The following is a 15,338-nucleotide window of genomic DNA, read 5'->3' as shown; positions in this document are numbered from 1 at the left end:
CCTCGCCTCAGCCCGCCTTCTTGTAGAGGCCGGTCGCGATCTCCTCGTTGAAGCAGCGCTGGTAGTACTCCGCCACCGTCGAACGCTCGGCCTCGTCGCACTTGTTGAGGAAGGTCAGGCGGAAGGCGAAGCCCACATCGCCGAAGATGCGCGCATTGTCCGCCCAGGTGATGACGGTGCGCGGCGACATGACGGTGCTGATGTCGCCCGCGATGAAGCCGGCGCGCGTCAGGTCCGCCAGCGCCACCATCGCCTCGACCTGCTTCTTCATCTTGGGGTCGCTGCTGCCGATCTTGGCGAGGACGATCTCCGTCTCCTGCGCGTGCGGCAGGTAGTTCAGCGTCGCCACGATGTTCCAGCGGTCCATCTGGCCCTGGTTGATCTGCTGCGTGCCGTGATAGAGGCCCGTCGTGTCGCCCAGGCCCACCGTGTTGGCGGTGGCGAACAGCCGGAACATCGGGTGCGGGCGGATCACGCGGTTCTGGTCGAGCAGCGTCAGCTTGCCCTCGACCTCCAGCACGCGCTGGATCACGAACATCACGTCCGGACGGCCCGCGTCATACTCGTCGAAAACCAGCGCGCAGGGGTGCTGGAGCGCCCAGGGCAGGATGCCCTCGCGGAACTCCGTCACCTGCTTGCCGTCCTTGAGGACGATGGCGTCCTTGCCGATGAGATCAATTCGGCTGATGTGGCTGTCCAGGTTCACGCGGATGCAGGGCCAGTTGAGGCGCGCGGCCACCTGCTCGACATGGGTGGACTTGCCCGTGCCGTGGTAGCCCTGGATCATCACGCGGCGGTTGTGCGCGAAGCCGGCCAGGATGGCGAGCGTGGTCTCGCGGTCGAAGCGGTAGGCGGGGTCGGGCTCCGGCACATGCTCGGTCCGGACGGAGAAGGCCGGCACTTCCATGTCGATGTCGAGGCCGAAGACCTCGCGCGCGTTCACCGTCACATCCGGCATGTTGATCGCGCTGGTCGGGCGCACTTCACCGATCGGGGCCACTTGGTTCATCACGCTTCCGCTTCGCTGCAAGGGAGAGTTTCGGGATGTTAGGGCAGTCGTTCCCGGGCGTCACCCCGGGGCGAGGGGCCTAGCAAGGCATGGTGATGCGGCGCGAGGCCGCAAGCCCGTTCCAGCGCGCGCGCCTGGCGCATCACCGCATCGGGCCAGGTCACGCCCGTGGGGCTGAAGGGCAGGCCGGCACTCGCCAGCGCCCGCGCCGTCCAGGCGTTGCAGTTGTTCTCCAGCGTATAGGTCTCGCGCGCCTCGAAGAAGAGAAGATGCGGCAGGGCGTCCACGCGGATGGGGATGGGTGCCTGGCCCGCGAAGGCGTCGGCGATGAAGGCCGCCAGGCGCGCGCGGGTGGCGGGCGCCATGGGCAGGGCCGAGATGTCGCGCCCCGGCACCGCCTGTCCGGGCGGTGCGCGCAGCGGCGTGACCTGGAGGGCGGCGGGGCCGGGCAGGGGGCCGCGCAGCCATTCCCCCAGCGAGGGCTCGGGCGAGGTGATGAAGCTGCGCTTGCCGAAGCCGAACATGACCGTGTGCGCGTCCGGCAGGCGGGCGGCCAGCGCGCCCAGCACGGGGCCCTGCAGCGCCTCCATCGGCAATGCCACGTCGCTGTGCCAGGAGATGGCGACCACCCAGGCCGGCAGCCCGCCCGGATCGAGCGCGCAGGAGGTGACCTGCGGCTGGTGCAGGCTGGCGCAGCCCGGCAGCAGGGAAGCGGCGAGGACGGCGCGGCGGCTGGGCATCAGCCCGCCGCGGCCGCGGGCTCGGCCTGGGTGCCCACGCGGCGGCGCAGCAGGGAATAGGCGCGGTTGATGTCCTTCAGTCGTTCTTCGGCGCTGCGGTCGCCGCCGTTCGCGTCCGGATGGTAGCGCTTGGCGAGTTCCTTGTAGCGCGCCTTGAGCGTGGCGGCCTCCAGCGGCCAGGAGAGTTCCAGCAGGCCCAAGGCCGCGCGCAGCTCGGGCGGGGCCTCGCGCTTGGGCTCGACGCGGCGCTTCTCGTGCAGGGCGGTGTCGCGCAGGATGCCCAGCGGGTCCGCGACCCGATCGGGGTCCAGCCGCGCGCCCAGGCGGCCCAGCGGCCAGGTGGGACGCTGCCAGCCGGTGTCGGAGCGGATGGCGTGCTCGATGTCGTTGGGACCCATGCCGCGGTAGAAATCCCAGCCCTTGTTGTATTCGCGCACATGCTCCAGGCAGAACCAGAGATATTCGCTCAGGCGGCGATCCTTGGGCGCACGGAATTCCCCGGCCTCGGTGCAGCCGGGCGCGGCGCAGCCACGGGGCGGGGCCTTCGGGTCGGTCTGGGGCTGGAAGCTCGTGCGCCGGGCCATCGGTCGGTTATGGGTTTGCGGTGCGGGCTTGGCAACATCGCGGCGTTGGGCAAGTTTCGTGGCATGTCCGATCGCGCCACCCGCATCCGCACCGCGCTTGACGCGCAATTCCAGCCGCTTCACCTGGAGGTGGTGGATGACAGCCACATGCATGCGGGCCATGCCGGCGCGCGGCCGGAGGGCGAGACGCATTACAGCGTGCTGCTGGTCAGCCCCATCTTCTCGGGCATGTCACGCGTGAACCGTTCGCGCGCCGTGCACGCCACGCTGGCGGCGGAATTCGCCAATGGGCTGCACGCGCTGGCGCTGACGCTGCGCGCGCCGGAGGAAGTGGGTTAGCCTTGCTGAGCGACTGATTCACCGCTCCGGCGATTCCGCCTCCGCGGATCAGGCGCTATTCGGCCTTCGCGGGTTCAGGCGGCTGGTCGCTCCATTCCGGCCATTTCTTCCGGACGACCGGGCTCGACGGCGCATAGGCATGGCAGGTGCCGAGCAGCGCGGGGCGCTTGCGGGGCGCGCCCTTCGCCTCGGCCGCGCGCTGGGCGGCCTGGCGGCGGCTGCGGATGGGCCACATGGTCTGGAAGGCGACGGTGGCCATCTGGGCCAGCAATTCGCGCAGATGGGTGCAGCCCTCCACGCCGCCCACACGCTCATTCACCGCGCGGTTGAAGCCCGGACCGATGGAGAGCCCCGCCAGCCGCGCGAAATTGGGCGTGGCGCCGGGGCAGACGGCGAAGGGCGTGTGGTCGGAGGCGGCCTCGCAGGCGGTGATGACCATGTCCTCGTTCACCGTCAGGCGGATCCACATGCCATGGATGGGGTCGCCCGGGTTCACCTGGCCGCGGTGCTCGGAGGGGAAGCCGTAGGTCTTGGTGTCGGTGAGGTGCGCCTCCACGTCCACCAGCCCATCCTCGCGCAGGTAGCCGCGCAGCGAGATGTCGCGCAGGTGTTCGAGCTTGCGGGGGCGGGGGCGGGGAGGGGCATGTCCGGACAATAGGCGGAATGCTGCGTCGCCGCAAAGGCGCGGGGAAAGACGCCGCAAAGCGGCGCGGGGGATGCCTCGCAAAGCGGCGCGCCAGGGCCTGCGGGCTTCCGGCCCGGCGGGGGGCGTGGTAGCGCGCCCCACCTGTTCCAGAGCCAGAGAAGGGGCCACCCCCGATGTCCGACCAGCCCAACCCCACCCAGAATGGCGACGCCAACGGCAACCCGCCGCCGCCGCTCATCGTCGAGATCCAGTATGCGAAGGACATCTCCTTCGAGGTGCCGGGCGCGCCCGCCATCTTCACCACGCTCCGCAGCCAGCCCCAGGTGAACCTGGATGCGGACCTGGAGGTGAAGCAGCTCCAGGAAGGCGCCAATGTCTTCGAGGTGGCGCTGATGCTGCGCGTGGAGGCCCGCGCGCAGGAGGCGGTGTGCTACATCGTCGAGGTCACCTATTGCGGCGTCTTCACGCTGAACCTGCCGGCCGAGCACGCGGACCAGGTGCTGCACGTGGATTGCCCGCGGCTGCTCTATCCCTATGCGCGGACGATGGTGTCCGAACTCAGCGCCCAGGGCGGCTTCCCCACGCTGATGCTGCCGCCCATTGACGTGGCGCAGCTTCTGCACGCCAAGCGCCAGCAGCAGGCGGGTGCCTCGCCTTCCGTCGGCCACGCCTGATCCGGCGCCGGGCCGCGCGCCCGGTTCCCCACCCCTCCGCCGTCCGGGCCAAGGCCCGGCGAACCCGACCGGGCAGGCCTTCGCCGCCCGGTTTTTTCTTTCCGTATAAGTGCTTGTCGAGGGGTAAAGCCTCGGCCATCATCCCGTTGGACGAGTGTTTGGGGGGCTTCGTGCAACCTATCCGATGGGTGCGACGGCGGGTCGCGTCGCCGTGATGTCAATTTCTTTCATCGCAATTAACTAATAATTTATGCTTTCCCTGATTGCATGCAAGTGGAGTTTCGCTCTAGGTAAATTTATTCATGCAAGGTTGTCACAAAAAGTGCAACTTAACTCAATATTGACCCCGTCCGCCGCCGCGATCCTTCCCTTCCCCCGCGAAGCCCGAATCGCGCCGCGACCCATCCTCCTCTCGCCGCCCGAGCTCTCGGGCAACGAGCTGGACGAGGTGGCGCAGGCCCTGCGCAGCGGCTGGCTCGCCCCCGCCGGCCCCACCCTGGCGGCCTTCGAACAGGCCGTGGCCGAGAGCATGCAGGCGCCCGAGGCGATCGCGCTGAACTCGGGCACGGCGGCGCTGCACCTGGCCTATCGCGTGCTGGGCGTCGCACCCGGCGACGAGGTCTGGACCACCACCCTCACCTTCATCGCCACCATCGCCCCAGCCGTGCAGATGGGCGCCACCCCGCGCTTCCTCGACGTCTGCCCGCAGAGCTGGACGCTCGACCCCGCGCGGCTGCGGCGCGAACTCGCGGCCGCGGCGCGGCGGGGCCGTCTGCCGCGGGTGGTGGTGCCGGCGGACCTCTTCGGCCAGCCCTCCGACATGCCGGCCATCCGCGCCGCCTGCGCGCGCTGGGGCGTGCCCGTGCTGTCGGACAGCGCCTGCGCCATGGGCGGGCTCCAGCACGGAAGGCCGGCCGGGGCGGGGGCCGATCTGTCGGTGGTCAGCTTCAACGGCAACAAGATCATCACCACCGGCGGCGGCGGCGCCCTGCTGGGGGACCCCGCCCTGCTGGCCCGCGCCCGGCACCTGGCCACCCAGGCGCGGGAGGTCGCGGCGCACTACCAGCACGAGACGACCGGCCACAACTACGCCATGGGCAGCGTCACCGCCGCCATCGGCCTGGCCCAGCTGCCGGAGCTGGAGCGCCGGGTCGCCGCGCGGCGCGCCATCTTCCGCCGCTACCAGGAGGCGCTGGGCCATCTGCCCGGCATCACCTTCATGCCGGAACCGGGCTGGGCGCGGTCCTCGCGCTGGCTCACCGCCATGGTGGTGGACCCGCAGCGCTTCGGCGCCGACCGCGAGCTGATCCGCATGGCGCTGGCCGCCCAGGGCATCGAGAGCCGCCCGGTCTGGAAGCCCATGCACCTGCAGCCTGCCTTCCGCGACGCGCCGCGCTCGGGCGGGGCCTTCGCGACGGGGCTGTTCGAGGACGGGCTCTGCCTGCCCTCCGGCAGCGGGCTGACCGCGGCCGAGCAGGGGCGCGTCATCGAGGCGGTCCTCGGGGTGGCGCGGCGGGGCTGAGGCCGATGGCGCGCCTCCTCTACCTGCACCAGCATTTCTCCACGCCCGCCGGCAGCACGGCCACGCGCAGCCATGCCCAGGCGCGGGCGCTGGTGCGGGCGGGCCATGCGGTGACGCTGGCCACCGGCCGCTTCGAGGGCGCGGTGACGGGCCTCGACACCCCCTTCCGGCGCGGACGGCGGGAGGGGAGGGTGGACGGCATCCGCGTGGTGGAGTTCGCCATCCCCTACGGCAACGCGATGGGCCTCGCCGCGCGCAGCCTGGCCTTCCTGCGCTATGCGGCGCGCGCCACGCGGCTGGCGGCGGCGGAGCCCTGGGATGCGGTGATCGCCTCCTCCACGCCGCTCACGGTGGCGCTGCCGGCGCTGGAGGCGCGGCGGCGGCATGGCACGCCCTTCCTGTTCGAGATGCGCGACCCCTGGCCCGAGCTGCCCGCCGCATTGGGCCTGCGCGCGCGGCCCGTGCTGGCGGCGATGGGGGCCCTGGCCGATGCCGCCTGCCGCCGCGCGCGGCGCGTGGTGGCGCTGAGCGAGGGCATGGCGGCCATCGCCCGCGGTCGCGGTGCGGCGGAGGTGGCGGTCATTCCCCAGGGGGCCGATCTCGACCTCTTCGGCCCGCAGGTGGCGCCCTGGCGGCCTGAGGGGGTGGGCAGCCACGAGATCCTGGCCGTCTATGCGGGGGCGCATGGGGCGGCCAACGGGCTCGGCCTGCTGCTGGAGGCCGCGCGCCTGCTGGCCGCGCGGGGTGAACGGCGGGTGCGGCTGGTTCTGGTGGGCGAGGGGGCCACGAAGCCCGCCCTGGTCGCGCAGGCGGCGGGCCTGCCCAACCTCACCTTCCTGGACCCCCTGCCCAAGTGCCAGGTGGCCGGGCTGCTGGCGGGCGCGCAGGTGGGGCTTCTCTGCCTTGCCCCCGTGCCGGAATTCGCGGGGCATGTGGCGCCCAACAAGCTGGTGGACGTGCTGGCGGCCGGCCTGCCCGTGCTGTCCAACCTGCCCGGCGAGACGGCCGAGCTGCTGGCCACCCATGGCGCGGGCGAGACGGTGGGCCCGCGCGACGCGGCGGGCCTGGCCGATGCCCTGACGCGCCTGGCCGACGACCCCGCCCGCCGCCGCGCCATGGGCGAGGCCGCCCGGGCGCTGGCCCTGCGCCGCTTCGACCGCCGCCTGCTGACGGCGCGCTTCGTGGCTGAGGTGGAGGCCTGCCTGCCATGATCCTGATGCTCTCCGCCGCCCATCCGGCCGATGACATGCGCGTGGTCCGCAAGGAGGGCGCGGCGCTGGCGGCGGCGGGGTGGGAGGTGACGCATCTCTGCCCCGGGCCGGGTGGCGCGCTGCCCCCGGTGGCCGGCGTGGCCATCGAGACGGTGGCCGGGCGCGGGCGGCTCGCCCGCCTGCCGGCGCTCTATCGGCGCGCCATGGCGCTGCGGCCGCGGGCCATCCATGCCTCCGAGCCCGATGCCTGGGCCGTGGCGCGGCTGGCCGGCGCACGGCTGGGCTGCCCGGTGGTGCTGGATGTGCATGAGCACTACCCCTCGCGCCTCGATGCGCGCCTGCCCGCGCCCCTGCGCCCGCCGGCGCGGGCGGTGCTGCGCCGCGTGCTGGGCGGGCTGGCGCGCGGCTCCGACGCGGTGGTGCTGGCCAAGGAGGGGCTGGCGGCCGACTACCCCGCGGCACCCCGCGCCGTGGAGGTCCGCAATCACGCCCTGGCGCCCGAGGGCATCGCGCCGCGCCGCCATGGGCCGGGGCCGCTGACCCTGCTGCATCTGGGGGCCATCGGCGTCGCGCGGGGCTGGCCGCAGATGCTGGACGCGCTGGCGCTCGCCCCGCCCGACACGCGGCTGCTCGTGATCGGCCGCTTCACCGATGGCAGCGAGGAGGGCTTCCGTGCGCGGGCGGAGGCGCTCGGCCTCACGCCGCGCGTCACGCTGGCGGGCTGGATGCCGGCCGAGGCGGCGCTGGCGCGCGCGGCGGTGGAGGCGGATGTGAACCTCATCCTCTTCCAGCCCGGGGAGGAAAATCACCGCCTCGCCCTGCCGCACAAGCTGTTCGACGGCATGGCGCTGGGCCTGCCCGTCATCGCGCCCGGCTTCGCGGAGCCGGTGGCCGCCATAGTGGAGGACACCGGCTGCGGCCTGCTGGTGGATGTGACGCGGCCCGAGGCCATCGCGGGCGCCGTGGCCGAACTGGCCGACCCCGCCCGGCGAGCGGCGATGGGGGAGGCCGGGCGCGAGGCGGCGTCCACACGCTGGGGTTGGCCGGCGGAGGCCTCTCGCCTCGTGGGGTTGTATCGTGTGCTCTTGGGTGGAGTCGCTTGAACCTCTGAGTTAAGGAGGGCGCCATGAACAAGCTTGCCTCGGCCCGCGTCCTGCTGAACTTCGCGCTGGATGCGGCCCTCGCGGTGCTGGCTCTTCCGCTGGCGCTCTGGCTCTCGGGGCCGGGCAGCTGGCCGCCCGGCTCCGGTTGGTGGGGCATGGGCTTCACCCTGGCGGCGCTGACGGTGCTGCTTCCGGCCTGGGCCTTCGGCCTGCACAACCAGTATTGGCGCTTCGCCGGGCTGCGCGACCTGCTGGCGGTGATGGCCGCCTCACTCATGGCCGCGCTGTTCTTCTGGCTGGTGACCGCGGCCCTGGGGGCCTGGCGGCCCGCCAACCCCGCTTTTCCGGTGCTGCATGCCATGGTGCTGGCCGGCCTGTTGGGGGTGCCGCGGCTGGTCAGCCGGCTGCAGGCGCTGCGCCGCGTGTGGGAGCAGCAGGGGCTGCCGCCCATCCTGGTGGCGGGCTCGGCCGACCAGGTGGACATCTTCATCCATGCCCTGGCGCGGGAGAAGCGCCCCAGCTACCGCGTGCTGGGCGTGCTGACGCGCCGCACGCGCCAGACGGGAAGGCGCCTGCACGGCCAGCCCATCCTGGGCGCGATCGAGGAGGTGGAGGCGGTGCTGGACCGGCTGCGCGCCGAGGGCCGCCTGCCCGCCCTGCTGGTGCTGGCCGCGCCCGAGACGCGCGGGCCCGCGCTGGAGACGCTGCTCGACGCCGCCGACCGCCACGGCATCCCGGTGCGTGCCGCCCCCCTGCCCACGGCGCTGAGCCATGCCGCGCGGTCCTCGGGCGAAGGGCCGCGCATGGACCTCCGCCCCGTCTCCATCGAGGAATTGCTCGACCGCCCCCAGGTGCCGCTGGACCGCGAGGGGATGGCGCGCCTCGTGCAGGGGCGGCGCGTGCTGATCACGGGTGCCGGGGGCACCATCGGCGGCGAGCTGGCGCGGCAGGTGGCGGCCCTTGGTCCCGCCATGCTGACGCTGCTCGATCACGGGGAATACGCGCTTTATGAGATCAACCTCGAACTGAGCGAGCGCCATCCGGGCGTGCCCCGCCGCGCCATCCTGGCCGATATCCGCGACGAGGCGCGCCTGCGCCGCATCATGGAGGAGGCGCGGCCCGAATTGCTGTTCCACGCCGCCGCGCTCAAGCATGTGCCGATGGTCGAGAACGACCCGCTGGAGGGCATGCTGACCAACGCCCATGGCACCCGCGTGGTGGCCGAGGCCGCGCGCGCCGTGGGCTGCGGGCTGATGGTGTTCATCTCGACCGACAAGGCGGTGAACCCGACCAGCGTGATGGGCGCCACCAAGCGCCTGGCCGAGATGTTCTGCCAGGCGCTGGACAAGCAGGCGCGGGCCGGGGAGGGCCAGATGCGCTGCATCACCGTGCGCTTCGGCAATGTGCTGGGCAGCACGGGCAGCGTGGTGCCGCTGTTCCGCCGGCAGCTCGAACGCGGCGGGCCGCTGACCGTGACCCACCCCGACATGCGCCGCTATTTCATGACGGTGCGCGAGGCGGTGGGCCTCGTGCTCCAGGCCGCGGTGGTGGGGGCCACCGACCGCGAGGACGCGCCGCCCGAATTGCGCGATGGCGGCATCTTCGTGCTCGACATGGGCAACCCCGTGAAGATCGTGGACCTGGCCCGGCGCATGATCCGCCTGGCCGGCCTGCGCCCGGACGAGGATGTGGAAATCCGCTTCACCGGCCTGCGCCCTGGCGAGAAGCTGTTCGAGGAGATGTTCCACGGGCAGGAGCCGCCGCGCCCCACCGCCTTCCCGGGCCTGCTGGTGGCGACGCCCCGCACGGCCGATCCGGCGCTGGTCGGCCGCGCGCTGGAGGAGATCGCGGCCACGGCGCGGGCGGGGCAGGCGCGGCTCGCCCTCGCGCAGCTCTCGCGGCTGGTGCCGGAATTCGAGCATGAGGCGAACCCTGGCCAAAGCGGCAGTGCGGCGGGCTGAAGCCGCCCGGGCCATGCTTTGTCACATGGGGACATGAAACGGGACCGCCCCAAGGGGGGGAGGGGGCTTGATCCTTCCCGCGCGGCGTTGGACGAGGCCATCATGAACGTCATGCCAAAGCCCATCGCCCTCTTCGACATGCAGGCGCAGCAGGCGCTGATCCGCGAGGCGCTGGATGCGCGCATCGCCTCCGTCCTTTCCTCCGGCCGCTTCATCAATGGGCCCGAGGTGGCGGAGCTGGAAGCCCAGCTCGCCGCCTTCGCGGGGGTGGCGCACGCCGTCGGCGTCTCCTCCGGCACGGATGCCTTGCAGATCGCCATGATGGCCGAGGGAATCGGCCGGGGCGACGCGGTCTTCCTGCCCGCCTTCACCTACACCGCCACGGCCGAGGTGCCGCTGGTGCTGGGCGCCACCCCCATCTTCGTGGATGTGGACCGCGAGACCTTCAACATGGACATGGCGGACCTCGCTTCCCGCGTGGAGCAGGTGGCGCGCGAGGGCCGCCTGCGCCCCCGCGCCGTGGTGGGCGTGGACCTCTTCGGCCTGCCGGCGGACTGGCCCGCCATCCGCGGGCTTTGCGCGCGGCATGGCATGTTCACCCTGGACGACGCGGCCCAGGCCTTCGGCGCCCGGCTGCATGGCAGCCCGCTGGGGGGCCATGCGGAGGCGACGGCGCTGAGCTTCTATCCGACCAAGACGCTGGGCTGCTACGGCGATGGCGGCGCGTTGCTGACCAACAGCGCCGAGCGGGCGGAGCTGTATCGTTCGCTGCGCACCCATGGCGAGGGCGGGTCGCGCTACGAGGTGCTGCGGACCGGCATGAACGGCCGGCTGGACACGCTCCAGGCCGCGATCCTGCTGTGCAAGATGACGCTCTTCCCCGGCGAAATCGCCGCCCGCGCCCGCGTGGCCGGCTGGTATGCCGAGCGGCTGACCGGCCAGGTGGCGCTCCAGGCCCAGCCGGCGGGCTGCGAGAGCGCCTGGGGCCTCTACACCATCCGCTGCGCCGATGCGGCCGAACGGGCGCGGGTGCAGGCGTCGCTGAAGGGCCAGGGCATTCCCTTCGGCGTGTATTATCCCAAGCCCCTGCACCACCAGCCGGCCTATCAGGCCGCCCATGCGGCGGGTTTCGCGGGCACGCCGCCCGCTCTGCCCGTCAGTGAAGGCCTGTGCGACCAGGTGCTCTCCCTGCCCATGCACCCCTACCTGACCGAGGCGGAGGTGGAGCGCGTCTGCGCCGCCGTCAGCGCGGGGCTTTGATCGGGAATCTCGATCAGGCCGTTGAAAACTCTTCATTGGCCAAATCATGCTGCGTTGCGATATGTGAGCGCGCAGCCGGAACGAACCGGCGCATCTGAACCGGCGCCGCGCCCCGCGCGGCACCACAGGAGAAGCCGCATGCTGACCGTTGGCGACAAGTTCCCCGCCTTCAAGCTCACCGCCGTCAAGGGTGGCCCCGAGGGCCTGGGCGGCCCCGGCAAGTCCTTCGAGGAGATCACCTCCGACAGCAATCCCGGCAAGTGGAAGATCGTCTTCTTCTGGCCGAAGGACTTCACCTTCATCTGCCCGACCGAGATCGCGGCCTTCGGCAAGCTCAACACCGAGTTCGCCGACCGTGACGCCGTGGTCTATGGCGTGTCCACCGACAGCGAGTTCGTGCACCTGAACTGGCGCGTCTACAACGAGGACATCAAGACGCTGCCCTTCCCCATGCTGGCGGATGTGAAGCGCGAGCTGTCCACCGCGCTCGGCGTGCTGGACAAGGAGGCCGGCGTGCCCCTGCGCGTGACCTTCATCGTGGACCCCGACAACACCATCCAGCATGTGACGGTGAACGGGCTGAATGTGGGCCGCAACCCGCAGGAGACGCTGCGCGTGCTCGACGCGCTGCAGACCGACGAGCTGTGCCCCTGCAACTGGACGAAGGGCGAAGAGGCCCTGAAGCCGCAGGAACTGTTCGAAAAGGCGGCCTGAAGGCCGCGTCTGTCGCCGGCAGCGGTAGCCGCCACACCAACCCTACCGCCGCCGGCGAAAGGGGGGGCATCCAGCCCCCCTTAGACCCCCCGCTTTCGGCCGCCTGCGCGGCCGAAAGGTTGGTGTGTTCCCCTTGCCATCTGTTGTTGGAGCCCGCCATGTCGCTGGAAGCGCTGCGCAATGCCCTGCCCGAATACGCCAAGGACCAGAAGCTGAACCTCGGTTCGCTCTCCACCGAGCCCTCGCTCACCCAGCAGCAGCGCGCGGGCTGCTTCATCGTCTCCGCACTCGCCAGCCGCAACGCCATGGTCTCGAAGCACATCGTGGCGGAGTTCGGCCCGCAGCTTTCGGCCGAGGCGCTGAACGCCGCCAAGGCCGCGGCCTCCATCATGGGCATGAACAACATCTACTACCGCTTCACGCATCTGGTGCATGGCGACTATGCGACCATGCCGGCCAAGCTGCGGATGAACATCATGGCCAAGCCCGGCGTGGAGAAGATGGATTTCGAGCTGTGGTCGCTCGCCGTCTCGGCCATCAATGGCTGCGGCATGTGCATGGAAAGCCACGAGAAAATCCTGCTTCAGCACGGCGTGAGCAAGGAGCAGGTCCAGGCCGCCGTCCGCATCGCCGCGGTGGTCCATGCCACCGCCGCCACGCTGGACGCCGAGGCCGCGCTCGCCGCCTGAGACAGGACTTCACCTCCCATTAACCGCGCCATGCGCCTGATGCGCGCATGGACTTACCGCGCCACCAGGCCGACCGAGAGCGTTTCATCGCCTTCGCCTTCGCCGCCGCCGAGCTTCTGGTGGAGGTGGGGGCGGATGGCCGGGTCGTCTTCGCCGCCGGCGCCTTTCGCCAGCGCCTGGGGCGCGAACCCGAAAGCCTGGTGGGGCGCCTGCCCAGCGAAATCCTCGCCCCCGAGGACCGTGACGCCTTCGCCGCCGCCATGGCGCTGCTGCCCACCCGCGGCCGCCTGCCACCCAGCGCCTATGCGCTCAATGATGGCGAGCGCACGCCCTTCGCCGTGGCGGGCCTCTCCATGCCCCATGCCTGCGGCACCTCCCGCTTCTGCCTGACCTTCGCGCCGCTGCCCCAGGGCAGCGCGCATGCCGCCACCAAGACCAGCCCCAGCCTGTTGACCCGCGCGGCCGAGCAACGCCTGCGGGAGGGGGAGAGGGCGCGCCTCGCCCTCATCGAGGTGGCGGGCGTGCCGGAGGCCGAGGCGGACGCGCTGCGCGGGATGCTCGCCTCCGGCCGGGGGGGCGGGCTGTCCTTCTGCCATGACCCCACCGCGCCGGGGGCGGGCCCGGACCACCCCATCCGCGCGCGCCTTCCGGAAATGGAATCGCTCCGCAACATCCTGACGCGGGAGACGGGCGGCGCCCTGGTCGCGCGCCTGGCCCCGGGCCGCTACGGGGTGTTGCAGGAACCCGACGCCACGCCCGATCTCGCCGCCATCGCCCGCGCGGTCGAGGCGGTGCTGGGCGACCAGGCGGAGGTCTCGGTGAACCTTGCCGCGCAAATTGACCTGGCGCCCGGCGCGCTCTCGCCCATCCAGGCCGCGCGCGCGCTGCGGCACGGGCTGTCGGTCTTCGCGCGGCTGGGGGCGGAGGGGCTGAAGGAGGCCGGCTTCGAGAACGGGCTGGAGGGCATCGTCTCGCGCATCGCGGCGCGGGCGGGGGCCTTGCGCCTCGCGGTGGCCGAACGCCGCTTCCGGCTGGAATTCCAGCCCATCGCGGCCCTCGCCACCCGCCAGATCCACCATTACGAGGCCCTGCTGCGCCCCCACCCCGAGGTGCTGAAGCCCGGCGAGGGCCCGCAGGACTTCATCACCCTGGCCGAGACGGTGGGGCTGACGGAGGAGCTGGATCTGGCCGTGGCCTCGCTCGCCATCGCCTCCATTCCCGCGCTGCCGGCGGGGCGGCATCTGGCCTTCAACATCTCCGGCCTGTCGGCGCAGTCCAAGACCTTCCGCGCGCGGCTGCTGGCCCTGGTGGACCGCGACCGCCGCGCCGCCGCCCGGCTGATGGTGGAGCTGACCGAGAGCGCCGAGATCGAGAACCAGGCCAGCGCCGCCCTCACCCTGTCCGAGCTGCGGGAGCGGGGGGTGCGGGTCTGCCTCGATGATTTCGGCGCGGGCGCGGCCTCCTTCCGCTATTTGCGTGCCTTCCCGGTGGATTACGTGAAGGTGGATGGCAGCTATGTCGTCGCCGCCCTGACCAGTGAGCGGGACCGCAGCTTCGTGCAGGCCATGGTGGACCTCTCCCAGGCCGTGGGTGCCGCCGTGGTGGCCGAGCATATCGAGACCGAGGAATGCGCCGCCCTGATGCGGGAGCTGGGCGTGAAGTTCGGCCAGGGCTGGCTGTTCGGGAAGGCGGGGCCGCTCTAGCGTCTGATCGGCTTCGGGGTTCTGCCGAAGCCGTGAATCAGCCGCCTTCGTGCAGCGGCGCCCGTAACGGGGCAACGCGCGGATGGCGCGAGGGGGGCACCTCGCGCCACACTCGCCGCCATGGACAGCATTGCCCCCAACCTCGACGATCTCCGCTGGCAGGCGGTGCTGGGGCGGGACGCCGCGCCCGCCTGCGGGGATTTCCTTTACGCCGTCACCACCCAGGGCGTCTTTTGCCGGCCGGGCTGCCCGGCGCGGCCGCCCTTGCGGCGCAACACCCGCTTCTTCGCCTGCGTCGCCACCGCCGAGGCCGCGGGCTTCCGCGCCTGCAAGCGCTGCGACCCCAAGGGGGACCGCGCCGCCTTGCACCGCGACGCGGTCGCCGCCGCCTGCGCGCTGATCGAGGCGTCCGAGACCATCCCGAGTCTGGAGGCGCTGGCCGCCCGCGCCGGCTATGCCCGCCACCATTTCCTGCGGATGTTCCGCGAGGTGACGGGCGTCACGCCGCGTTCCTTCGCCGAATCCGTGCGCGGGCGGCGCTTGCAGGCGGCCTTGGCCGGGGGTGCCAGGGTGGCCGATGCGGTGGCCGAGGCGGGGTTCGGCAGCGAAAGCCGCGTCTACGGGCGGCCCGCGCTGGGCATGACGCCGGGTGCGGCGCGCCGGGGCGCGCGGGGGGAGGTGATCTCCATCGCCCGCGCGGAGTCGGTCATGGGGCCGCTGCTGGTGGGCGCGACCGCGCGCGGCGTCTGCTTCATCGGCTTCGCGGAACCCTTCGAGGCGCTGGAGGGCGATTTGCGCCGCCGCTTCCCCCACGCGACCTTGCAAGAAGACCCTGCACTGGCGGAGACGGTGGCCGCCATCGCGGCGCATCTGCGCGAACCCGCGGCGGCGCTGCACCTTCCATTGGACATCCGCGGCACCGCCTTCCAGCGGCGGGTGTGGGAGGCGTTGCAGGCCATCCCCTCTGGCGAGACGCGCAGCTATGCGGGGCTGGCGGCCGAGATGGGCGCGCCGGCGGCCACGCGCGCCGTGGCCCGGGCCTGCGCGCAGAACCCGCTGGCGCCGATCATTCCCTGCCACCGGGTGGTGGCGAAGGATGGGAACCTGACGGGCTATCGCTGGGGGTTGGCGGCGAAGAAGCGGCTGCTGGCGGGGGAGGGGGCGGCAACGCCGGAGCGGTGAA

The 15,338-nt window shown here is 72.1% G+C and carries 15 protein-coding genes; 11 read left to right on the top strand and 4 right to left on the bottom strand.

Annotated elements, in window-relative coordinates; all coding sequences use genetic code 11:
* Positions 1-7: 7 nt before the first annotated feature.
* Genes cobS through ICW72_RS05485 form a run of 3 tightly spaced genes read right to left on the bottom strand, consistent with a single transcriptional unit; the run spans position 8 to position 2,333 of the window.
* The gene (cobS, locus tag ICW72_RS05495; RefSeq protein WP_191085300.1) at positions 8-1,009 is read right to left on the bottom strand and encodes a cobaltochelatase subunit CobS; all 1,002 of its coding nucleotides are present in this window, start codon (positions 1,007-1,009) and stop codon (positions 8-10) included.
* Positions 1,010-1,047: 38 nt separating this feature from the next.
* Positions 1,048-1,749 (bottom strand): DUF2459 domain-containing protein, encoded by a 702-nt coding sequence (locus ICW72_RS05490; RefSeq protein ID WP_191085299.1) that lies wholly within the window; start codon positions 1,747-1,749, stop codon positions 1,048-1,050.
* Positions 1,749-2,333, bottom strand: a complete 585-nt coding sequence (locus ICW72_RS05485) for a J domain-containing protein (protein WP_191085298.1) — start codon at positions 2,331-2,333, stop codon at positions 1,749-1,751. The genes ICW72_RS05490 and ICW72_RS05485 overlap by 1 nt, the downstream gene beginning before the upstream one ends.
* Positions 2,334-2,396: 63 nt before the next feature.
* Here ICW72_RS05485 and ICW72_RS05480 point away from each other — a divergent pair, with 63 nt between their 5' ends.
* Entirely contained in the window at positions 2,397-2,672 is a 276-nt protein-coding gene (locus ICW72_RS05480) for a BolA family protein (RefSeq protein ID WP_191085297.1), read from the top strand.
* A gap of 55 nt (positions 2,673-2,727) precedes the next feature.
* On the opposite strand, the gene ICW72_RS05475 is transcribed toward ICW72_RS05480, so the two are convergent.
* Complete coding sequence (locus ICW72_RS05475) at positions 2,728-3,327, bottom strand: DUF2889 domain-containing protein (protein WP_191085296.1); 600 nt, start codon at positions 3,325-3,327, stop codon at positions 2,728-2,730.
* A 164-nt stretch (positions 3,328-3,491) separates the two neighbouring features.
* Between ICW72_RS05475 and secB the strand changes: the two genes are divergently transcribed.
* The 10 genes from secB to ada all read left to right on the top strand — a co-directional run bounded on the left by secB (position 3,492) and on the right by ada (position 15,337).
* Positions 3,492-3,992, top strand: coding sequence for a protein-export chaperone SecB (gene secB / locus ICW72_RS05470; RefSeq protein ID WP_191085295.1), 501 nt, complete (start codon positions 3,492-3,494; stop codon positions 3,990-3,992).
* Positions 3,993-4,332: 340 nt separating this feature from the next.
* Complete coding sequence (locus ICW72_RS05465; protein ID WP_223880848.1) at positions 4,333-5,514, top strand: DegT/DnrJ/EryC1/StrS family aminotransferase; 1,182 nt, start codon at positions 4,333-4,335, stop codon at positions 5,512-5,514.
* 5 nt (positions 5,515-5,519) lie between these two features.
* Entirely contained in the window at positions 5,520-6,725 is a 1,206-nt protein-coding gene (locus ICW72_RS05460; RefSeq protein WP_191085293.1) for a glycosyltransferase family 4 protein, read from the top strand.
* Entirely contained in the window at positions 6,722-7,828 is a 1,107-nt protein-coding gene (locus ICW72_RS05455; protein WP_191085292.1) for a glycosyltransferase, read from the top strand. Before ICW72_RS05460 ends, ICW72_RS05455 begins: the two co-directional genes overlap by 4 nt.
* 23 nt (positions 7,829-7,851) lie before the next feature.
* A complete protein-coding gene (locus tag ICW72_RS05450) occupies positions 7,852-9,789 on the top strand; it encodes a polysaccharide biosynthesis protein (protein ID WP_191085291.1) in 1,938 nt (645 codons plus the stop codon).
* 102 nt (positions 9,790-9,891) lie between these two features.
* Complete coding sequence (locus ICW72_RS05445; protein WP_191085290.1) at positions 9,892-11,049, top strand: DegT/DnrJ/EryC1/StrS family aminotransferase; 1,158 nt, start codon at positions 9,892-9,894, stop codon at positions 11,047-11,049.
* A gap of 138 nt (positions 11,050-11,187) precedes the next feature.
* Positions 11,188-11,763, top strand: coding sequence for a peroxiredoxin (locus ICW72_RS05440; protein ID WP_191085289.1), 576 nt, complete (start codon positions 11,188-11,190; stop codon positions 11,761-11,763).
* 158 nt (positions 11,764-11,921) lie between these two features.
* Positions 11,922-12,452 (top strand): carboxymuconolactone decarboxylase family protein, encoded by a 531-nt coding sequence (locus tag ICW72_RS05435; protein ID WP_191085288.1) that lies wholly within the window; start codon positions 11,922-11,924, stop codon positions 12,450-12,452.
* 47 nt (positions 12,453-12,499) lie between these two features.
* Positions 12,500-14,155 carry an EAL domain-containing protein gene (locus ICW72_RS05430; protein WP_191085287.1) on the top strand — a complete coding sequence of 552 codons (1,656 nt, stop codon included), beginning with the start codon at positions 12,500-12,502 and terminating at the stop codon, positions 14,153-14,155.
* Positions 14,156-14,275: 120 nt separating this feature from the next.
* Positions 14,276-15,337 carry a bifunctional DNA-binding transcriptional regulator/O6-methylguanine-DNA methyltransferase Ada gene (gene ada / locus ICW72_RS05425; protein WP_191085286.1) on the top strand — a complete coding sequence of 354 codons (1,062 nt, stop codon included), beginning with the start codon at positions 14,276-14,278 and terminating at the stop codon, positions 15,335-15,337.
* The last annotated feature ends 1 nt before the right edge of the window (position 15,338 follow it).

This window comes from Roseococcus microcysteis, from assembly GCF_014764365.1.
Lineage (GTDB): Bacteria > Pseudomonadota > Alphaproteobacteria > Acetobacterales > Acetobacteraceae > Roseococcus > Roseococcus microcysteis.
Note: the sequence above shows the minus strand (reverse complement) of the source record. Positions and strands in the feature narration are given on the sequence as shown.